This window comes from Paraburkholderia ribeironis (genome assembly GCF_900019265.1).
GTDB classification, from domain to species: Bacteria; Pseudomonadota; Gammaproteobacteria; order Burkholderiales; family Burkholderiaceae; genus Paraburkholderia; species Paraburkholderia ribeironis.
The window spans coordinates 36,682-57,081 of the sequence record NZ_CYGX02000044.1; the positions used below are offsets into that span (position 1 = coordinate 36,682).

The 20,400-nt window shown below is 59.1% G+C and carries 21 protein-coding genes and 1 pseudogene; 10 read left to right on the forward strand and 12 right to left on the reverse strand.

Going from position 1 to position 20,400, the window contains the following annotated elements:
* Positions 1-80: 80 nt before the first annotated feature.
* Both nodC and nodB read right to left on the reverse strand, forming a co-directional pair.
* Entirely contained in the window at positions 81-1,379 is a 1,299-nt protein-coding gene (nodC, locus tag BN2475_RS19635) for a chitooligosaccharide synthase NodC (RefSeq protein WP_094781171.1), read from the reverse strand.
* A 523-nt stretch (positions 1,380-1,902) separates the two neighbouring features.
* Complete coding sequence (gene nodB / locus BN2475_RS19640) at positions 1,903-2,619, reverse strand: chitooligosaccharide deacetylase NodB (protein WP_218023705.1); 717 nt, start codon at positions 2,617-2,619, stop codon at positions 1,903-1,905.
* Positions 2,620-2,847: 228 nt separating this feature from the next.
* On the opposite strand from nodB, the gene BN2475_RS19645 reads away from it, so the two are divergent.
* Positions 2,848-3,756, forward strand: a complete 909-nt coding sequence (locus BN2475_RS19645; RefSeq protein WP_094781173.1) for a LysR family transcriptional regulator — start codon at positions 2,848-2,850, stop codon at positions 3,754-3,756.
* 64 nt (positions 3,757-3,820) lie between these two features.
* Here the strand turns inward: BN2475_RS19645 and BN2475_RS19650 are convergent, their stop codons facing one another.
* Genes BN2475_RS19650 through BN2475_RS19660 form a run of 4 tightly spaced genes read right to left on the reverse strand, consistent with a single transcriptional unit; the run spans position 3,821 to position 6,595 of the window.
* A complete protein-coding gene (locus BN2475_RS19650; RefSeq protein ID WP_094781174.1) occupies positions 3,821-5,086 on the reverse strand; it encodes an ATP-grasp domain-containing protein in 1,266 nt (421 codons plus the stop codon).
* A gap of 15 nt (positions 5,087-5,101) precedes the next feature.
* On the reverse strand, positions 5,102-5,296 hold the full coding sequence (locus tag BN2475_RS35640; RefSeq protein WP_342744639.1) for a hypothetical protein: 195 nt from the start codon (positions 5,294-5,296) through the stop codon (positions 5,102-5,104).
* Positions 5,217-5,885, reverse strand: a complete 669-nt coding sequence (locus BN2475_RS19655) for an ATP-grasp domain-containing protein (protein ID WP_245841425.1) — start codon at positions 5,883-5,885, stop codon at positions 5,217-5,219. Before BN2475_RS19655 ends, BN2475_RS35640 begins: the two co-directional genes overlap by 80 nt.
* A gap of 11 nt (positions 5,886-5,896) precedes the next feature.
* Positions 5,897-6,595 carry a hypothetical protein gene (locus BN2475_RS19660; RefSeq protein ID WP_094781175.1) on the reverse strand — a complete coding sequence of 233 codons (699 nt, stop codon included), beginning with the start codon at positions 6,593-6,595 and terminating at the stop codon, positions 5,897-5,899.
* A 650-nt stretch (positions 6,596-7,245) separates the two neighbouring features.
* On the opposite strand from BN2475_RS19660, the gene BN2475_RS19665 reads away from it, so the two are divergent.
* The 9 genes and pseudogenes from BN2475_RS19665 to BN2475_RS33680 form a co-directional block, all read left to right on the forward strand.
* Positions 7,246-8,178: a LysR family transcriptional regulator gene (locus BN2475_RS19665; RefSeq protein ID WP_094781176.1), complete on the forward strand. Its 933-nt coding sequence runs from the start codon at positions 7,246-7,248 to the stop codon at positions 8,176-8,178.
* Positions 8,179-8,895: 717 nt separating this feature from the next.
* Complete coding sequence (gene nifA / locus BN2475_RS19670; protein ID WP_094781177.1) at positions 8,896-10,542, forward strand: nif-specific transcriptional activator NifA; 1,647 nt, start codon at positions 8,896-8,898, stop codon at positions 10,540-10,542.
* Positions 10,543-10,868: 326 nt separating this feature from the next.
* On the forward strand, positions 10,869-12,362 hold the full coding sequence (gene nifE / locus BN2475_RS19675) for a nitrogenase iron-molybdenum cofactor biosynthesis protein NifE (RefSeq protein ID WP_094781178.1): 1,494 nt from the start codon (positions 10,869-10,871) through the stop codon (positions 12,360-12,362).
* 21 nt (positions 12,363-12,383) lie between these two features.
* Positions 12,384-13,745, forward strand: a complete 1,362-nt coding sequence (gene nifN / locus BN2475_RS19680) for a nitrogenase iron-molybdenum cofactor biosynthesis protein NifN (protein ID WP_094781179.1) — start codon at positions 12,384-12,386, stop codon at positions 13,743-13,745.
* Between the two features lie 50 nt (positions 13,746-13,795).
* Positions 13,796-14,212 (forward strand): nitrogen fixation protein NifX, encoded by a 417-nt coding sequence (gene nifX, locus BN2475_RS19685; RefSeq protein ID WP_094781180.1) that lies wholly within the window; start codon positions 13,796-13,798, stop codon positions 14,210-14,212.
* Entirely contained in the window at positions 14,205-14,483 is a 279-nt protein-coding gene (locus tag BN2475_RS19690) for a CCE_0567 family metalloprotein (protein ID WP_245841419.1), read from the forward strand. The genes nifX and BN2475_RS19690 overlap by 8 nt, the downstream gene beginning before the upstream one ends.
* An 18-nt stretch (positions 14,484-14,501) precedes the next feature.
* On the forward strand, positions 14,502-14,801 hold the full coding sequence (fdxB, locus tag BN2475_RS19695; protein ID WP_094781181.1) for a ferredoxin III, nif-specific: 300 nt from the start codon (positions 14,502-14,504) through the stop codon (positions 14,799-14,801).
* A 10-nt stretch (positions 14,802-14,811) separates the two neighbouring features.
* Complete coding sequence (locus BN2475_RS19700; protein WP_094781182.1) at positions 14,812-15,387, forward strand: nitrogen fixation protein NifQ; 576 nt, start codon at positions 14,812-14,814, stop codon at positions 15,385-15,387.
* Between the two features lie 209 nt (positions 15,388-15,596).
* Positions 15,597-15,732 (forward strand): annotated as a pseudogene (locus BN2475_RS33680) (transposase domain-containing protein); the annotation flags it as partial.
* Here BN2475_RS33680 and BN2475_RS19705 read toward each other — a convergent pair.
* The 6 genes from BN2475_RS19705 to BN2475_RS19730 all read right to left on the reverse strand — a co-directional run bounded on the left by BN2475_RS19705 (position 15,720) and on the right by BN2475_RS19730 (position 20,399).
* Complete coding sequence (locus BN2475_RS19705; RefSeq protein WP_245841421.1) at positions 15,720-16,079, reverse strand: hypothetical protein; 360 nt, start codon at positions 16,077-16,079, stop codon at positions 15,720-15,722. The pseudogene BN2475_RS33680 and the gene BN2475_RS19705 overlap by 13 nt on opposite strands.
* 177 nt (positions 16,080-16,256) lie before the next feature.
* The gene (locus BN2475_RS19710; protein ID WP_094781184.1) at positions 16,257-16,742 is read right to left on the reverse strand and encodes a hypothetical protein; all 486 of its coding nucleotides are present in this window, start codon (positions 16,740-16,742) and stop codon (positions 16,257-16,259) included.
* Between the two features lie 78 nt (positions 16,743-16,820).
* Positions 16,821-17,120 (reverse strand): ferredoxin family protein, encoded by a 300-nt coding sequence (locus BN2475_RS19715; RefSeq protein ID WP_094781185.1) that lies wholly within the window; start codon positions 17,118-17,120, stop codon positions 16,821-16,823.
* Positions 17,117-18,430, reverse strand: coding sequence for an FAD-dependent oxidoreductase (locus BN2475_RS19720; protein ID WP_094781186.1), 1,314 nt, complete (start codon positions 18,428-18,430; stop codon positions 17,117-17,119). Before BN2475_RS19720 ends, BN2475_RS19715 begins: the two co-directional genes overlap by 4 nt.
* Positions 18,427-19,554: an electron transfer flavoprotein subunit alpha/FixB family protein gene (locus BN2475_RS19725; protein WP_094781187.1), complete on the reverse strand. Its 1,128-nt coding sequence runs from the start codon at positions 19,552-19,554 to the stop codon at positions 18,427-18,429. The genes BN2475_RS19720 and BN2475_RS19725 overlap by 4 nt, the downstream gene beginning before the upstream one ends.
* Complete coding sequence (locus BN2475_RS19730; RefSeq protein WP_094781188.1) at positions 19,551-20,399, reverse strand: electron transfer flavoprotein subunit beta/FixA family protein; 849 nt, start codon at positions 20,397-20,399, stop codon at positions 19,551-19,553. The genes BN2475_RS19725 and BN2475_RS19730 overlap by 4 nt, the downstream gene beginning before the upstream one ends.
* Between the last annotated feature and the right edge of the window lies 1 nt (position 20,400).

The following is a 20,400-nucleotide window of genomic DNA, read 5'->3' on the forward strand; positions in this document are numbered from 1 at the left end:
CAAGGAAGATCTCGTGATGAGCACGAGAACCTAAGCATCATTCGCTACGAAGAACATCGTCAGATTTCCTGAATGACATTTCACTGCCGACTCTGTCTGTCACACTGAGTCACTGTGGCCGCCGATGCAGTGGCGCCTGTTTTGGTGTCGTGGTGCGGCGAACCCATGTGTTCGCCACGATCGTCGGCGGCAGAGCCGCGGGACAACCAGTCACTGTTGCCCAGCGTACACAACGCGTACGCCTTCACGGGAAGCAAGAACAAAAGGTTGATGAGTGTGTGCGCGGAAAACCCGAGAAATCGAAGCTCGCGAGCCCGAATTGCCGCCACGGAGCAGCGGACTATAGTCATTGATGCAATCACGAAGCATGCCTGCCAAGGCGCCGTGGCTGTCAGCGCGACCTGCAGGAACCCGGCAAGCATTGACACGGCAAGCAATAGCGAGCCTATGTTTTGCGCAATGACATCCAGCGTAAGGTAGCGATCGAGGCGGGGTAACAGGCGTAGGGCAAGCAGCGTATCGCGATAAGTGCTGCGCGCCCAGCGCAGTTGTTGGCGAAGGTACGGCCGCAGCCTGTCTGGAACCACGGTGGCCGCGATGGCACCTGGAACGTACTCCGTTCGGTAGCCCGCCGCGAGCATGAGAATTGTCAGATGGCGATCTTCGCCGAAATCGCTCCGCTTCCCGCGGAACATTTGTGTCTCGTACTGGTCCAGCAGCAAAAGAAGCGCGGAGCGCCGGTATATCGCGCACGGACCGCAGCAGCACATAACGGCGCCGAAACGGGCCTGAGCGGCACGCTCTTCGTTACACGCGAGCCAGTATTCCATATCGATCAGCTGGGTCAACCAGGTATCGCTGCGATTACTGGCCGTCAATTGACCCATGGCGGCTCCGACCGCCGCATCGCTCATTGTCAGTACGAGCTGCTTTACGACGTCCGGCGCAAGGGCCGTGTCTGAATCGACGTTGAGTATTAGTTCGGCGGACGAAGAACGTATCGCGGCGATCTGTGCCTTGCGCTTGCCCACGTTGTGAGGAAGGAGGACAAAGTTGAACCTCGGATCGTGCTCATAGTCGCGGTATACGACGGTCAACGCATCGCGGTTGGCGGACCCGTCATCGACCACGTGGACTTTCAATGCTCCGGCGTATTGCTGAGTCGCGATGGAAGCGAGGCACGCCCTGAGCGCGTCGGGCTCTTCGTTGAAGCACGGCACGATGACGTCGACGTCCGGCAGAAAGTTGGAGTCGGTTGCGTTACTGGCAGGCGGCCCGCTGGCCGGTAGAGTGTGCAAAACCTGCGCGCTTTTATAAACGGTCGAAAGCAGTGCGTACAATAAAACGGAGGTCGTATTGATTGTGGCAGGTATGTTCATCGAGGTCAGTGTGTTACGTTAAGAAATGATCTGATTACAGGCCTGCCGTGATCTGGTGATGGAACAGGCGGGATAGCAGCAAGAAGGTTCGCTCGCGAATCCGTGATCAGTAGCATTGACGAGCGGAACCAATGTCAATGTGGCAGTTTCGCGTCGCATATCAACGTATAAAGGAAGTTTGAACCCGCGGCACCGGTGTCTCTGGAAGCCGATCCGTGTCTGTGACATCTTGCTGCATTCTTCGAGCTCGCGTAATTCGGCCGATTCCGTCCCGCTGAAAATTTTCCTCCAGTGCATGGCTATGGTAGGGAGGTCGGCAATAACACGTCCGTCGGCGGATATGGAAAACTTGATCAGTAATACCTGTTTCGTGCGTCAGCATTTCCTGACATGTTCACATTGATTATTCCGTGTCGAATCCTTACGCCATCTCCCATTTTTGATTGGAGAAGCGTTTTGTAATAAGATAAATTTCCTAAACGATTTTTGAGCTGAGCAGCTTGTGGTAGCCGTGCTCATTAATTCATTTTGTCGGCCAACATTGAGGAAGCGAACTGATCACGAACTTGCGTTCCTTCAATGCTGGAATCAGGCGCGAAAGTGCCGTGACGGTCTGCTCGCGCGATGCGGCGTGAGCGTGCGGGGCCGACTCTCCTGGAGGGCTTCCGTCATGCAGCAGCACAATCGAGCCTGGGCAGACGGCCGCCAGCACAGCATCGACAATCGCGTCGACACCCGGACGGGACCAATCTCGCGGATCTACCGACCAGTGAAGCGCCGTCAGCCCTGCCTTCGCCGATTCGGCGATTACTTCTTTCGTCCATATTCCGTACGGCGCACGCACATACCGCATCGCTGCCGCAGGGCAGGTCCTCTTGATAGTCGCGTTCACATCCAATATTTCACATCGCACCTGATCCGGATCGCATTTCGACAGATCTCGATGCGTCATCGTGTGATTGGCTACCTCATGCCCTTCAACGATCATCCGTTCTATCAGCTTCGGATGATCCGCCGCGTACATGCCAAGGACGCAGAACGTGGCCGGCACCTGATGTTGCGCCAACACGTCGAGTACTTTCGGTGTCCACACTGAATTGGGCCCGTCATCGAAGGTAAGGTAAACCCTACGGCGTTGACTGTCATGGTCACATTCTCCGTGCACTTCCGATAAACAATCGAGGCGCTTCACAATTGTGCCGTCTTGTTCTGGTATGTCATCCATGATCCAATGAGTCACCGACTACTCCATCGCAGTCCGCCAAAAATCTCCTGCTCGCACTCACGAAATTCCGGGGTCGGTCAATATGTGGGAGTCGACGGGCGGAGTCATTCAGTAGTACGACAGAGAATCATCATTCGCAATTTTTACGTATTGAATCTCAGTTTCTGTAACTTTGCAGTGCTGCAATTAATTTGTACAATCGATTGTTTCGATATGTCTCATACATAAAACGGATGCTTGAACATGCGCTTCAAAGGTCTCGATCTCAATCTTCTGGTTGCGCTGGATGCGCTGATGACGCAGCACAATCTGACGGCCGCGGCGCAAAACATCAATCTGAGCCAACCTGCCATGAGTGCAGCTGTTGGCCGGTTACGGGATTATTTCCGCGACGACCTGTTCGTGATGAGGGGCCGTGAGTTCGTCCCGACAGCTCGCGCGATGGAGCTTGCCGGACCGGTTCGGGAAGCACTATCGCACATCCAGTTGTCGATCATTTCGCGGGACGTGTTCCAACCGGTCAGATCTAATCGACGCTTCAGGGTCTGTCTTTCCGACTTCATGACGCTCGTCTATTTCCGGAATGTCATCAAACGCGTGGCGCGCGAGGCTCCTTCGGTCAGTTTCGAATTGATTTTCCCTGATGACGATCCAGGTGAGCTGCTTCGGCGTGGCGACGTCGATTTTCTGATTCTGCCAGGGCTGTTACTGGCGGATACGCATCCCAAAGCGCCGCTTTTTGACGAGAAGCTCGTGTGTGTGGGCTGTCCGACGAACAAACAGTTATCGCGCCGGCTTGTGCTGGAGAAGTACATGTCTATGGGGCACGTGACAGTGAGGTTCGGCCGTGCGCGCAGGCCCTCGATCGAAGAGTTCTTCTTACTCGATCTTGGTCTCAAGAGGCGTGAAGAGGTTGTCGTGCCGACCTTCGATCTGATTCCACCGGTCCTGTCGCGCACCAACCGTATCGCTACGATCCCTCTGAGGTTGGCCAAGTATTTCGCGGAAGTGGCTCCCCTGCGGATCGTCGAGGTGCCGCTGCCGCTTTCCTCGTTCACTGAAACAATCCAATGGCCTGCGCTGCATAACGGTGACCCTGCAAGTATCTGGATGCGGGAGCTCTTACTGGAGGAGGCGCAAAGCTTTGTCTAGTATTGGTGGGGTGACGGTGAATGCAGGTCGGCCCGAACTGCCTTTCCATAAGTCGCTGCTGCGGCTAGCCGGGGAGGGCGGGCGTCACGATCTCCGCGAGCGTGTAGCGAAAATCACGCAGCGTCGCGTGGATTGCTGTGGCGATTTCGTCCTCTGATGCACCACGATAGCGGAAGCGCGCGAGGATAGTAGTTTCGTAGCCGCCGGCGCCGTCGAAGAAATGATGTCGCGTTGGGAAGACGGCGCCGTAAAGCGCCGGGATTCCTTGTGGCAATTGTGCATCGACGAATACCTTGCCGACTGGCTCCGGCAACATCAGGAATCCACCGCGCGCGGGCGACGCCGACGCGGCAATTGCGGCTTGCGCCTGCGCGGCGAAACGCGCCTCGTCACCTGACTGCTGTGCGACCCACAGGTCGAACAGGTCAACACCGTACAGATCGTGAAAGAGGAAGGGGATTTCTCCTCTGCCGACGCGGGTACCGACCTCGAGGAAATACAGGCCGTCGCCGCCTCCAATTATCTCGAGATGGAATGGCCCGTTGCTCAACGCGAGCGCACGCAGGCTTGCCTCTGCAAACGCGAGCAGCGCATCATTCAACGGCCCAAGGTCGAGCATCACCGAACCGAGCGGTTTGCCTTGCTCGAACTGGAGGCAAGTGTTGACGTAGCGAGACGCGCGCGCAATCAAAAACGCGCCGTTCAGCATGAAGCCGTCAACATGATAGACCGGCCCGTCGATGTACTCCTCGCATTCATACTCGACCAGCGGTAGTGTCGGCCACAACACATCGAACTGCGCACGCGTGTCGACGCGCCGTACGCCTATGCTTGCCGCACCGTTGCGTGGCTTTACGATGATCGGAAAACGCATCACATCGATCGCCCCCGGTTTCGGAAAGGCCAGATCTTCCAGCGCTGCGAAGCGCGGCACACGCAGGCCGGCTGCGGCGACGGCATACTTCATGACGGCCTTGTCGCGAAAGCGCACGACTGTATCGGGAAGCTCGCCGGGAATATTGAACGAATTGCGGAGCCGTGCGGCCGTGATAAGGTCGAATTCGGACAACGCGATTAGCCTGTCGATGCCGCCGAGCGCCTCGTGACAGGCGAGCACGGCTTCATGCAGCGCATCTTCATCGAGGATATCGGATAGCTGTTCGACGTGCGCGATGCGCGAGGCGCGCAGCGCGGCCGCACCGTTCGGTGTGCAGACGTATGCGACGTTGTGCACCGCATGGTCAATGTAGCGATGATAGGTGGCGAGGCCGTCGGACCAACGGTTGAGCACGACTATGCGGCTACCCTGGGAAGGGTGGTTGACTGTCATGTGGGGGCAATTTGTTTAGATATCGTTGTTGTGGGTGTGATCGAATTTCAGCACTCTCAGCGCTTCGGCGAGGCGCAAATCGAGCGTCGGGCGATCAGCGGCAGTAAACAGCACATGTTCGATACGGCCCCTAAAGGCCGTCGGTTGTGGCTTGGTAGCGCCGATGTGCGAATGGACCTCGACCTCCTGGAAGCCGGGCATTGCGCGCATGCGTTCGACCGCGGCGGTGCGGGCAAAGAGCCCAGCTACGGGCGCGAAGAACCGCACGCCGCTCACGCACGTCGCATGCCTCGCATCGTACCGGGGCGCTGGGTTGGTACCGCCGAGATTGGCTGCGTATCATCACTTCTGGCAAGGAGATTGACTTGCTGAGGTCAACCAGCCGGTAGATGCGATAACCTCCGAGCTGTGCGGCGATCTGGATGAGCACGGCGCCGTCGCGCGTCAGGCGCGTCTCTGGATGGACAACGCCGAGGTTGAGGCTGATTCGTGCGGCGACCTTTTCGACGTATGCGACCAGCGCTGTTCGATGCTCTGATGCCAGTGACGCTTCAACAATGTGCCCCATCTCGACGAAATGCGGCTCGGCGATTGCGTCGGCGCTAATTGCGCACGCGGCGGCTGCGACGGCGCTTGGCGAAGCAGTGTCCGCGGCCGTGAACGACTCGGCGGCCGTCCGCAGTTCGCGCGGCGCGACGCGCTCGGCGGAAAACACGTGTGCGGCGACACCAAGGCGCGCAGCTGCGGCGCCAAGCGCCGTGCCGGACGACGCCGGTTCGATCGCGATGACGGCGGTCATGGAAATGCTCCTTATACAGCAACAGTTTCGGGTTGCGGCACGGTCGCCACAAGTAACTCGTCGAAGTATTCGTGAATCAGTTCGACGAAGTGGCGCAAATAGGTTTCCGCCTTTTCGATTCCGCCCCAGCCGTCGATTGCCCGCTGCAGGGCCACCCACATCTGGTCGTCGTGGTCGTGCGATTCGTCGTGCTGAATGTGGCCGAGCGAACCTTTCACGAAATCGTGCCCGAACGCGCGCGCTGCCGCTTCGGTAATGACCTTGTTGTAGCGATCCGAATACCATTCGACAAACCAGTTCCAAACCATCGTCGGTAGCGGACCGTCACGGCCAATGCTCAAGTAGAGATAGCCGATGAGCTTGTCGGTGCTATGGAGCGGTGCGATGCAGTCGACGTCGGCTGCAGATAGGCCAAATTTCGCGATGTCACGCAAAAATAGCTTCTCATGCCCATATCCGTCTGCGAGGTATTGCGCGAGAATCTGCGCGAGCGTGTTGTCATTGAAGCCGATTTTGTACAGTGCGAACGCGTCCACTTCGTTGTTAAGCCGGTTTCGGAACACGGTTTCGACGAGGTGGCGGCGATAGTATTCACTGTCGATCCAATCGCCACGATGGAACGCGGCTGTCTCTGGTGAAGTAGCGAACATCTGCTCAACTGCCTCTTGAGCAACTTGCTCAAGACGGATCCGATCGTTGCTCGTATTCATGTAACCTCCAGATAGAATGAAAAAACAAAAACCGGGCGCAACTGGTTGCTGTTTATGCGTGAGCCGGACGAACCAGGAACACGACTGCTTTTACAATAAGCGATGGCGTACCTCGGAGCTTGCGAGACTTCCATGCTTGGGCCTTGAAGCCGCGCTGCAGTCGTTGTGCGGTGAGAGGGTGATACTGTCGGGCACTCTCATACCGTTTCAGATCAGGCTGGCCTTTGCGAGCGGATTCGTGTCAAACCTTATTGGAACGCTCTCGCCTCGAATGGATTTTGTCGACTGAAGCGAGCTGGTCGCATCTTGTGTACCGCCGCCATATAGGTACTCCTTCCACCTTCCAAACAGGCGGCCGCACGATGGCCTCGAGCGCTAACGCGGCAAGCGAAGCGGTAGCCACGTTGTGCTAATCGTCTGTACGCCATCGCCGGGGGTAGCCGCACAGCGCCTCATTGGACTGTGCATATGGATGCGACGGCGGACAGCGGCGCGATAGTGCCGTGCAAAGGCTTTCAGCAACGCGTATCCGGCTTGATTTTTGTAAAATTCTCCTTTCTATGCTCCGTGTGTGAGTGACGGAAGGATACTAACCGCAGCTGTATGCGTGGTATAAGCTGATAATCTTTATGTCTGCATGAGGGAAATTGATGATTCGCGATCTCGACAGCACGCTGCTGCGTACGTTCGTGACGGTGGTAGAAGCCGGCAGCGTGAGCAATGCTGCTATGGCACTCCATCGCACCCAGGCTGCCGTGAGCATGGCCCTTCGACGTCTCGAAGACGAAGTCGGCCAACGCCTGCTCGAACGTTCACCGCGCGGCGTGAAGCCGACCTCGGCGGGCAGCGTGCTACTGCCGTATGCGCACAAGCTGCTCGAAATTGGCCTCGCGGCCCGTTCCGCACTGACTGTTGGCGACGTCTCAGGCACGGTGAGGATCGGCATTCTGGAAGACATCGCAATGAGTCACCTCCGCCATGCACTGCGGCAATTCTCAGCTTCGTTTCCCGATGTCGCGCTGGAGATTGTCGTTGATGCGAGCCCGGTGTTATCGCAGCGCCTCGCAAGCAACACACTTGATTTCGCGATCGGCGATCCTGCGCTGATCCACGCGGAGCCGCTCGTTACCTGGCGGCATCCGCTTCGCTGGGCCGCCGCACGTGCCCGCAATGCCGACCTACGTGATGGCCCCCTGCCGATCGTCGCATTCGGTGGAGCATGTCGATGGCAGGAAAACTTCTTTGCGACGTTGCTTGATGCTGGCATCGCGTGGCGCGTCGCCTGTACAAGCACGAGTCTGTCCGCGATCCAGTCGGCCGTTGAGGCCGGGCTCGGTATCGCTTTACTGCTCGACTGGCACGTGCGCCGCGATACGATGCGCGCGATCGATCCGATTGCTGTCGGGCTGCCGATGCCGCCGGTGGCTGAATTTGGTCTATTTAGTCACGCGAGTTCGAACGACCGCACGTCCGCAGCAACCGCACTGCAGCGCTTCCTCTTTCGCTCGCTGCAACTCTGTTCGTCAGAAGACGGCGCACTCGGCAGAGAGCACGCCGCCATGCCGCTACGTTTTCCCAACTGATCTACGTCGTGCCGTGGCTGCGTCGAAGGTGCGATCTTTCGACGCGTCAAAGCCCGCGGCATATGCCGCAGCGTGGTTGCGCTGAACAGCCTCGATCCTGGCGCAGGCAGCCAGTTGGAGATTGTTGCGAGATCAAGAAGCGGGCGGGTGAACTTCGACCAATGTCATTGAAAAACCGGACAAAAATTTAATGACATTGCTTTCACGACTGCGGGCGCCGCAGATTAATCTTGCACCAAAGCAGAAATCACTGGTCAATTGGCTGGATTGGGCGCTCTCCGCCGACTGCCTACTACACATAGCGTTTGAAAATGGCTCGTTGCCCGATAAATGAGCGATGTCGTCAATGCAACCGGGGCCGCACTTCGAAGATCATGGGGTCACTCCAACTTGGCGGTCCTATAGAGCAAAATCTGCTGCAGTTTACTTCGAACCTTCGTATGAGTCAGTGAGTAGCACTGGTCATAGACACTGGCGCTGACGTGAATTTGTCGCAAAGCCTACGTTTTTTTTCGGTTAGTATCCTAGGCGCGCGCAGAGGGACGTTGTTGTCTTTGTCGCGCCTATCCTACATCGCAGCTGCGATTTGTCCGTTTTGTCGACGCGCGTGCACTTATGGCGTCCGAATTCGCCGTGGCCAGCGCGAATGTGGCGTCGCCATTGTGTCGAGCCGTGTGTCCGACGGCGTTGGCGAGCTATCGCCGGAGCTTAAATCTAATGCCGCATTTTCATGTCAATGAGAGCCCTCGCGATTTCGATGTGGTATACGAAGTAGTAAAGACGCTGGTCTCGTCCCGGGACGCTGAGCAGACGTTGGATACATCCCTGCGCTATCTGTCATATGCGCTCGGCTGGCGCTCCGCGTTCATCGCCGTCGCGGAGCCGGACGGACATCTCGGCGGTCTATGTAGCACTGGATTGTCAGACGGCTGGCGCGAACGTGCGCGCTTTTTGGCCGGTGAAGGGATCGTAGGACGCATACACACGAGCGACTCCGCCGTGATCGTGCCCAAGTTGGATGATGAACCGCTTTTCGTGGACCGCATGGGGGCCGTCGGTGGATCCGACGGTGAGCATGTCGCTTTACTTGGGACACCGATCCGGCACGAAGGGCGGCCGCTCGGCGTGCTTGTTGCATTTTGCGAGAATCCGGACGGGAAGCGCGTTTTCGCGAGCGACCTCCAACTTATGAAAGTCGTTGCGGCGCCGATGGGGCAGGCACTCTTGCTTGATCGTGAGGCGAGCCCAATGCGCAACGGCGCGCAGGAGGAGTTCAGGCGCCGGGCAAAGGCGATTCCTCCTTTGCATCAGCTCGATAACGCGATCGGCGGGTCTGCAACTATGCAGAATGTGTTCTCGCAGATTCATCAGGTCGCGCCTGCGAGAACGACGGTGCTCTTGCGCGGCGAGACCGGCACCGGCAAGGAGGTGATCGCGCGTGCGATCTGTAGTCTATCCCCGCGCAAGGACCAGCCATTCGTCTCGGTGAACTGTGCGGCGCTCACGGAAACACTGCTGGAAAGTGAGTTGTTCGGCCACGAGAAGGGCGCGTTCACGGGTGCGCAATGTCAACGCAAGGGGCGCTTCGAACTGGCGCACGGCGGGACACTTTTCCTCGACGAGATCGGCGATATCTCGCCGTCTTTCCAAGCAAAACTCCTGCGCGTTCTGCAGGAGCGAGAGTTCGAACGGGTAGGCGGCGCGACGCCCGTGCGAGTCGACGTGAGGCTGATCGTTGCGACGAACCGCAATCTGGAGCGAATGGTGAAGGATGGCGAATTCCGCGCGGATCTGTATTACCGCATTAACGTCGTGAGCATTCATTTGCCGCCGCTGCGTGAGAGGAGAGAGGACATTCCGGCGATGGCGCAGTACTTCCTTGATCGCTTTAACCGTGACAACGGTCGCTCGGTGCGCTTCAGCGACGAAGCGTTGTGCGTTCTTTCGAGCTGTTACTGGCCCGGTAACGTGCGTGAGCTGGAGAACTGTGTTGAGCGGACTGCCACGATGACGCGTTACGACACGATAGATCGCTTTTCATTTCTCTGTGAGACCGACCGGTGTCTCACGAAGGTACTGCATCACATAGAGCGAGTAGACGCAGTACGTCCCGCTCGCCCGTCGAACGTCACGACCAGCGAAGCGTCAAACTCTTTTGGGTGCGTCGACGCAGTTGAGCGCAACGGTGGCAGGGTCGATGTGCCGGAGGGTGGCGACAGACCGGAGGGCGAACGCGAGCGGCTCGTCTGGGCAATGGAGCGCTGTGGCTGGGTGCAGGCGAAGGCTGCACGGCTCCTTCACATCACGCCGCGGCAGATTGGTTATGCGCTGCGCAAGCACGGGATCAAGCTACGTCGCTTCTGACACCTGGCGAGGCCTGTGACCACGCCTGCATGCTTCCCATATTGCGACTGGCGGTATGCGAAGTCGCAGCCCATGCCGGGTGTGCTGGTCCCACAGGGTGTGCTCGTCCCACACCGTCACAAAAACCAAATGGAATGAGGACGTTGGCCAGGCTTTCGTCTGTCGCATCATGGAGCTGTGTCGCAATCCATTCAACTCTGTCAAAGCAGGTCACAATGACGACAATTTCTACAGCAGCGTGGTGCCGCGATGGCGACTCATGCGGGCTGCGGCGGTGGTACGCAACTTGCCAGTAGTCATGGACCTCCTATTCTCAGGACTCTACGATGTGGTTCAAGGCTAGGACTGCAGATGTTTTCGACGAGCCCGGTTGTGCGAAGAACCGGGCAAAGAGCGAGAGCGAGCGCAAGCAAGGCTGCGCGAAGCAACTCTCGCCAGGGGCTGCGGCGGGCGGCTGTGCATTCGACGGGGCGCGGATTGCACTCCAGCCAGTGGTTGACGTTGCGCATCTCGTGCACGGGCCGATTGCGTGCGAAGGTAACTCCTGGGATAACCGCCATGCGGCTTCGTCGGGACCGACGCTCTACCGTACGGGTTTCACGACCGATATCACTGAGCTGGATGTGATCTATGGCGGCGAGAGGAGGCTCTTCAGGAGTGTGCGCGAGATCATCGAAAAATTCGATCCACCCGCCGTGTTCGTCTATCAGACGTGCGTGACCGCACTGATCGGCGACGACATAGAGGCAGTGTGCAAGCACGCGTCTGAAAAGTTCGGCAAGCCCGTCATACCCGTGAACGCCCCCGGTTTCGCGGGATCGAAGAACTTCGGCAACAAACTCGGGGGCGAGGCGATTCTCGATTACGTGATCGGCACTCGCGAGCCGACGCACACGACGCCTTTCGACATCAACATCATCGGCGAATACAACCTCTCGGGTGAGTTGTGGCAGACGAAACCGCTCTTCGACGCGCTCGGTATCCGTATCCTGTCTTGCATCTCCGGCGACGGCCGCTACAGTGAGATCGCGAGTGCGCACCGCGCGAAGGTCAACATGGTGGTGTGCTCGAAGTCGATGATCAACATCGCGACAAAGATGCAGCAGCGCTACGGGGTTCCGTACTTTGAGGGTTCGTTCTACGGAATCGGCGACATGAGCGACGCGCTGCGCCGCGTCGCGAGGCTGCTGGTGCAGCAGGGTGCACCCGAGGACCTCCTCGCGCGTACTGAGCGCTTGATTGAGGCAGAAGAGGCGCGCGCATGGGCGCGCATTGCGCCGTACAGGGAGCGCCTCGATGGCAAGCGGGTGCTGCTGATCACAGGCGGCGTGAAGTCCTGGTCGGTTGTGGCGGCGTTGCAGGAGGTGGGGCTCGAGATCGTCGGCACGAGTGTGAAGAAGAGCACGGAGGGGGACAAGGAGAGGATCAAGGAGATCATGGGCGACGACGCGCGCATGGTCGACAATATGACGGCACGCGAAATGTACAAGATGCTCTGCGACGCAAAGGCCGACATCATGCTGTCAGGTGGGCGCTCGCAGTTTGTCGCGCTTAAGGCGCGCATGCCATGGCTCGACGTCAACCAGGAACGCCATCATCCATACGCGGGGTATGAGGGCATTGTCGAGTTGGTGCACGAGATCGACCGCGCGATCCATAACCCGGTCTGGCAGCAGGTGCGTATTCCGGCGCCGTGGGATGACGACGGCGAGGGGCTCGGTGCCGGGCGGGCGCAGTTCCCGGAGCACATGACGCGGGTGCCGCCGCGCGCAAGCGAGCAGGATTGCGCGATCGGCCTTCGCCCGGGCGTCGCGGCCTAAGTACAGCGGAGAGCCGACATCATGGCAATAGTCGTCGAATCAGAGAAAGCCTGCACGGTCAACCCGCTCAAAATGAGCCAACCGCTCGGCGCGAGCTATGCGGCCATGGGGCTCGACGCATGCATGCCGGTGATGCACGGCTCGCAGGGCTGCACGTCGTTCGGCCTCGTGCTGCTGGTGCGCCATTTCAAAGAGGCAGTCCCGCTGCAGACTACGGCGATGAATGAGGTCACCACCATTCTGGGCGGATATGAGAACGTCGAGACGGCACTGCTGAACATTCGCAAGCGTGCGGCGCCGAAAATCATCGTGCTCTGCTCGACGGGGCTGACTGAGACGAGCGGGGAAGACATCGTGGGTCATCTCGCGATGGTGCGCAAACGCAAGCCCGAGTTGAACGACACCGAACTCGTCTACGTATCGACGCCAGACTATATTGGCGCCTTCGAGGACGGCTACAAGCATGCTATTACGGCGATCGTGAAGACACTCGTTAAGCCGCTGCCGACCGTTCACCGACAGGTCAACCTGCTTCCCGGCAGTCATCTATCGCCAGGTGATATCGACGAGCTGCGCGAAATCGTCGGTGCATTTGGGCTAGACCCGATCGTACTGCCGGACGTCTCGGGTTCGCTCGATGGCCACGTTGCTCCTGACTGGCGCGGGACCACGCTGGGCGGAACTACGCTTGATCAGATCCGTGCGGCGGGTGCTTCGGCCTTCACAATCGGCGTGGGCGAGCAAACGCGCGAGGCTGCGCAGGCGCTGGAGACGCTAGCTGGCACGCCGTTCGAAATTTTTGAGCGGCTTACAGGACTGGAGCCCAACGACCGGCTCTTGCAGCGCCTCGCGCAACTGTCGGGCCGGACGGTTCCGGCGAAGTACCGCCGGCAGCGCAGCCAACTGCTCGATGCGATGCTGGACGGCCACTTTTACACCGGCGGCATCAAGGTGGCCCTCGGCGCGGAACCGGACTTGCTGCTTGCAATCGGTTCGCTGCTGCAAGAAATGGGCGCCGAACTGTCGGTCTGCGTCAGCACGACCACATCGGCGTCGCATGCGCTACTGCCGGCGAGCGAGGTGATGCTCGGTGATCTGGAAGACATGGCTCGAGGTGCGAGCGGTTGCGATCTGCTCGTCACGCATTCGCACGGCCGGCAGATGGCCGCGCGCCTCGGCAAGCCACTCATGCGCGTAGGCTTTCCCGTGTTCGACCGCCTCGGCAACGCACATCGTTGCCAGATCGGCTATCGAGGCACGATGAATCTCATCCTCGAGGTCGCAAATCTGATGATCGAGCAGATTACGCACCACCATCCGGGCGACTGGGCGCTTCCGCAAGCGTCGGTCGATCTTGCTGCGGCAATCCCGCGCGTGAAGTGAAAAATCCGGGCGTCGCGGCCACCACATGAACGTCATGAGGAAATCATCGCATGAAAATCGCATTTGCCACGCAGGATAAGGTGCATGTCGACGCGCACTTCGGCTGGGCGAAAAGCATTGTCATCTTCGACGTGACAGCAGAGGGCCACACGTTCGTCGAGGCCTTTGATTTTGATGGCAAGCTGGAGGACGACGGCGACGAGGACAAGCTCGCGCCGAAGCTCGAAGCGATCCACGGCTGCGCGATCCTGTACGTTGCCGCTATCGGTGGTTCGGGCGCGGCGCGCGTGGTGGCGCTCAAGGTCCATCCAGTCAAGGTGTCACAGCCAGAGCCGATCGAAGACATCCTGATCAAGCTGAGGGAGGTCTTGAGAGGCACCCCACCGCCGTGGTTGCGCAAGGCGCTCACCAAAAATGCTGCCAGATCATACGATTTTGCAGAGGATGACGAGGCATCTCATGGCTAAAGCCGTTGTCGACAAGATCGCCGCGCTTGCGGACAGCGACGCCCGCGGTGCAGCGTTTGACAGGGAGGACATGATGAATGACTCGCAAGAACTGAAGGCGCGCCTGAAAAAACTCAATACGCGGGCCATACAGACCAAGATGGATTTGCACGACCTGTCGGAAGAGCTGCCGACCAATTGGGAACGCATACTGATCGTTGCCCAGCGCTGTCACGACGCGCACGCCGCGCTAATGGACGCGCGCAAGGCTGCAGCGGCGGCTTCTTGGTGAACCGCCCGGGAGCCTGATATGAGCGATACCTTCAGCGTGAAGCTACCTGGCGGCGAGATGTGGACACCGACCTTTGTCTCCACACTCGATGAGCAGAAATGCATCGGCTGCGGACGGTGCTTTCGGGTGTGTTCTCGTGGTGTCCTCCAGCTCGTTGGTGTGAGCGAGGGTGGCGACCTTATTCCGCTCGATGACGATGACGAAGAGTACGAAAAGAAAGTCATGACTATCGCGCACCGGGAGTTGTGCATCGGCTGCACTGCATGCGCGCAGATCTGCCCGAAAAAGTGTTACAGACACGCGGCAGTTCAGGTCTGAGCGAGAGAAGATGGCCACGGATTTCCACGCGACGTTGATGCGCCACGCGATAGACGCTAACGACTCCACGGTCCTTGCGCTCGCTGGCGTTCTCTCAGCGGCGTTCGACGAAGCCGGCGTGCACACATTGCCCATCCGCGGACTGGACGCGGACGAGACCCGGTGGCTGCTTGCGCGCTGGTTTCCCGGCGTCGACAGTGCACTATCCTTGCAACTGGGCGCATCGACTGTGGCGTGGCGACGAGGATCGCGTTACGACGACGTCGAAGAAATCGTAGCCTTGTTCAAGGCGCATGCTGAACCGTGCGCAGGCACAACCAGCGAGGTCCATTGCATTTCCCATGCGCTGGCCTGCGCCTGTGTGGGGAAAAAACACCTGTGGCAGGACTTGCGGCTTCCTTCTCGGAGCGAATTGTCGGCGCTGCTGGGCTACTGGTTTCCACGGCTCGCTGAAAAAAACGTCCACGGCATGAAGTGGAAAAAATTCCTCTACAAGCAACTGTGCGAGCGCGAGGCGTTGATTATCTGCAAGGCTTCAAACTGCGCAGATTGTGCCGATTTCGCGGATTGCTTCGGGCCGGAATGAAGATCTGGCTGTCCAGATAGCTAACCTGCAGGCCCGCGCGCACCGTTTGCGTGCGAGCCGGTGACTGAATTCGCAAGCCACACGAAGTCTACTCCTTCCCGTCGAAATGATTGAAGAGAGCGTCAGACTATGCCGAATGCGCAAACCGCATCGCATGACCAAGAGTGAATGATACGATTTGCTTCGACATAGCGCGGGATTCGGCATGAACTGCAAAGCTTGATGGCATCGACGCCGGAGGCGTATCTGCGCCATGTGCTTGCACGCATCGCCGATCATCCGATCAACCGGATCAACGGACTGTTACCCCGGCGAGCTGCCGGGGCGCTGAGTCAAGCCACGTAGTCGATTGGTTCGTCTGCGCAATCCAGGACAATCGAGTGCATGCGGATCTCGCACCAGGCCTTGAACATCTTTGGCGTCCGGCTTCGCGGCCAGAGATGCTCGTCGACACACCAGTCCGCCAGCATGCGCTCGAAGATGGTCTGCCAGTGCTTCTGAAGCCAGTGTCCGGCCGTGACCTCCGGATAAGCATCCGATGCGGGAACCAGAAAAGCGTTGGTGTCCTCGCCGACTTGCTCCAGCGTCAATGCCATGCCCGGCGCGGAATCAACGCCGTTGATCCAGTCAACGAACGGAGCCTTCGGCACCACGATGGCGACTACTCGGTTCATGACTAAACGTGGGTCCACTCGCACCTCGCTGTTTCAGATTCGAAAGCCGCCATGCTAATACAAGACGGTCATGAAGCCACGCTTACGTTCAAGCGATACTGAAATGATCGCCAAGAACTTGCATGGAGTTCTGCCATAGCCGCGCTGGGGACACGTTGGTTGGCAATCTGCCAGATTGTTGATCTGCCCTGGCGATTATCGGGACCCGGACTGAGCGAGCAAGGCTTCTACGACGTCCAGGCCTACGCAATCGATCGGATCCAGCCTGCGCAGCTTGGCGATCAGCTTCAGTGCAACGGCGCGTTCACCACGCCGCACGCTGATGAACGCGAGCGCCTTTAGCGTGAAGAGCCAGAAGCGGCCCGGCCCAGGAATGGTGAAGTCGGCGTCGCCCGGCTGTACCGCACACCAGTCGCTGTCGAGCGACGCTTGCCGGGCGGCGACCGCCAAAGCCTTGGTGGCGACCCCCTGCGCCTCGCCAAGTTCACCCCGGTTCGCATGGAACTTATACAGCAGATAGTAGGGTGGCAGGCAGCGCGGATACGACAGAACCGTGGTCCACAATACGGCGGCCACCTCGTCTTTGCCGCGGCCGCGGGTTCGGTCGATCAGCTGTAGCACGGCGGGTGGGACGTCGCCGCCGAAGAGGTCGGTCGATTCGATACCGGTAAGGAGGTTCATTAAGTTGCTCTGATATGGATGAGGCTCCCGACCGCTTTTGCCGCGGCCGGAAGCCGATGTGATAATGGATATGTTTGTCTACCCGAACTTGAACTGGATGCCATGGCCGCCGCGCGGATACTCCCATTCGAGGTTGTGGTGGTCCGTGCACAGAATGCGGCAACTGCCGCATTCCAGGCAGCCGTCGGTAATCAGCGTGACCGAGCCGTTGCTCTCGCTGCGATAACACGAGGCGGGACACACGAACGTGCAACTCTTGTCTGTACAGTCGTTGGTGCAGACGTCAACGTTTTTTATGTGGACGTGCGGCCGCCCGACGTCCACGCGGTAGCGGTTTTGAAACAGCTTCTCCTCGATATTGACAGTGACCGTTTTCATCGGAAGGCCCTCCAGAATTTGTATGCGTCGCCGACCAACCCTGTCAGCGAGCGACTTTCGCGGAAACTGGCCATGATCTCGTGTTTCTTGGTCTTCTTGTCGACGCCATCAACAGTAATTATTGTGCGAGCCGCTTTAGCTACGAGATCAGGGTATGTTGTAAAGAACTGCGGATTGCGGTGCAGGACTTTTGGCATGTCGCGGTACTTGTGCAAATCCTTCATCACGAAGCTCTTGTCGAGCGCGGTCTTGTACGCCGACAGCGCGCTAGCGCGGTAGCCGTGGCAGCCGGCAGCTTTTGCGGCTATCGCGGTCTCGGCGGCGAGGCGTCCAGTCGTCATGGCGAGGTTGGAACCTTCGCGATGCGCGGCGTTGACGAAGCCGCCTGAGTCACCGACGATCATCCAGCCATTGCCGTACACTTTAGGAATCGCATTGAAGCCCCCTTCGGGGATCAGGTGCGCGCAGTACTCCTTCATCTCGCCGCCCGCGATGAGTGGCGCGATCGACGGATGATGTTTCATTTTTTCGAGTAGCACGTACGGGCTCATGCGGTTCGAGTTCTTTTTGAAGTCGCTCAACATGCAGCCGACGCCAATGGTCAGCGACTCCTTGTTCGTGTAGAGGAACCCCGTACCTGCCATGCCTTCGGTGATGCGGCCGACCATTTCTATCACGACGCCTTCGTCATCGGCAACGTTAAAGCGCTGGCGAATTGTCTCCTCGGGCATGAAGAGAATCTCCTTCACAGCTAGCGCGACGTTGCCCGCCTTAATTTCGCCATGAAAGCGCGCCTTGCGTGCCAACGTTGAGTTGACGCCGTCCGCGAGAATCACGATGTTTGCATAGACCTCACCGTGTTCGCGGTCGCATTGCACGCCGACGACCTGGTCACCGTCCATAATCAGATGATTCACCGTGGTCTCGCAGATCAGCAATGCACCGGCTTCGCGTACCTTCGATGAGAACCACTTGTCGAACTGCGCGCGGATGATCGTGTAGCGGTTATACGGCGGCTTGTTGTAGTCGTCGCTGCGCACGTGTGTGCCCACGAACGAAGTATCGTCGAGCATCCACATGCGCTGCTCGATGATGTGGCGCTCGAGTGGCGCGTGATCACGAAAGTCTGGGATGATCTGTTCCAGCGCGTTGGCGTAAAGGATCGCGCCTTGAACGTTCTTGCTTCCGGGATATTCGCCGCGCTCGATCTGAAGCACCTTTAGTCCGCCCTTGGCCATAACGTAGGCTGCGGCGTTGCCGGACGGTCCGGCGCCCACGACGATCGCATCGAATTGCGGTGGTTCTCTCATCTGACTCTCCTTACGTGTCCGATTTGCCGCGGTGCCGCGTGGTCTTTGAAGGCGTGCGTCAGCGCCGGCAGCAGTTGCAGCGCGTCCCCGACGATGCCGTAGTGCGCGTAGTCGAAAATCGGTGCGTTCGGGTCGGTATTGATTGCGACAATTACGTCCGAGCTTTCCATGCCGACGCGATGCTGGATCGCGCCGGAGATGCCGGCTGCGATATAGAGTTTGGGCCGCACGGTTTTGCCAGTCTGTCCGACCTGCCGGTCGGCCTCGACCCACCCCGCCTGTACGCACGGGCGAGTTGCGCCAACTTCGCCACGGAGTACCCGCGCCAGATCGAACACGAGCTGAAAGTTTTCCGGGTTCTTTAGTCCCTTGCCGCCGCTCACAATCACGTCCGCGTAGGGAAGGTTGATCTGACTGCTTTTCGCATCGGCGATGAAGTCGAGCAACTTTGTCACAATGTCGGCCTCGATGAACCCGAGCGCCTCCTGCACGATCTCGCCGCTGCGGCCTTTCTGGGCCTGCGGCATCGCCATGACCCGTGGGCGCACCGTCGCCATCTGCGGGCGATATGCGAGCGTCATGATCGTACAGAGCAGCGAGCCGCCGAAAGTCGGCCGCGTGGCCGCCAGCGCGCGCGAGGTCGGATCGATGCTCAATTCAGTGCAGTCTGCAGTGAGGCCGGTCAAGAGCGTTGTCGCCACGGAGCCGGCGAGATCCCGACCCATCGAGGTCGCACCGAGCAGCAGAATCTCAGGGCGATACTTGTTGACCAGATCGGTCAGCCCCTTCGTGAACGGCTCGTTGCGATAGCCGAGCAACACTGGGTCGTGAATCACATACGCCTTGTCCGCGCCCAAACTGAACGCCTCAGTGGCAAATTGCTCAAGCGGCTCGTCCGTACCGCCGAGCGCCACCACAGCGACGTGACTGCCGAGTTTGTCGGCGAGCTTGCGAGCCTCACCGAGCAGCTCCCACGACACGCTATGCACGTGGCCGCGTTCGTGCTCAAGAAAGACCCAGAGACCCTGGTAGGCTTTCAGGTGTTCGGGCAGTGCAAGGCTACGGCCGCCGGCCGGTTTCGCCGGCGCGACCGGCTTTTTGTCTGAGGCAGCGAGCGAGTTCATGAGGCCCTCTTCATCATGAGGTCCGCCTCCAGTGTCGGATGGCGAGTGAATATCTTATGCACCAGTTTCAGCGCCGCGTCGCGCAGGCTAGACCCATCGAGTTCGAGCATCTCGGCATTTTCATCACGCGGCGTCGGGCCGAACACTTTGCTGACCACGGTATGTGAGCCTTTCAGCCCGATCTTGCTCACGTCCTCAATGCCGGCCTGCTCGCGGTTCCATTTGCGCACTGGGAAGCCGGCCGCGTGGATCATTGCGGGCATTGTTGCGAAGCGCAGTTGGTTCGTGTTCTCGAGCATCGTCACGAGGCATGGCAGTCCAGTCTTGAGCACTTGCACGCCGCCTTCGGCGCGGCGCTCGACGACGATCGTGCGCGCGGCGAGGTCGATTTCGACGATCCTCGATACGTAAGTGAGTAACTGGACGGCCATGCGCGTCGCGATGCCGGGGCCGACTTGGGCCGTGTCGCCGTCGATCGTCTGCTTGCCGGTGAAGATCATGTCCACCGCCTGTTCCTTCTCGATCTGTCGGATCGCGGTCGCGAGCGCATACGATGTCGCGAGCGTGTCGGCGCCAGCGAAGGCGCGATCGGTGACGAGCACGGCGTCGTCAGCGCCGTAGCTGATGCATTTGCGCAGCGCGTCCTCGGCCTGAGGCGGTCCCATGGAGAGTATCGTGACCGTGCCGCCGAAGCGGTCCTTTAGCCGCAACGCTTCCTCGAGCGAGAACAGGTCGTACGGGTTCACGATCGCCGGGACACCTTGGCGCATGATGGTGTTGGTGACAGGGTGAACCCGGATCTGCGCGGAATCCGGGACTTGCTTGATGCAGACGACAATATGCATT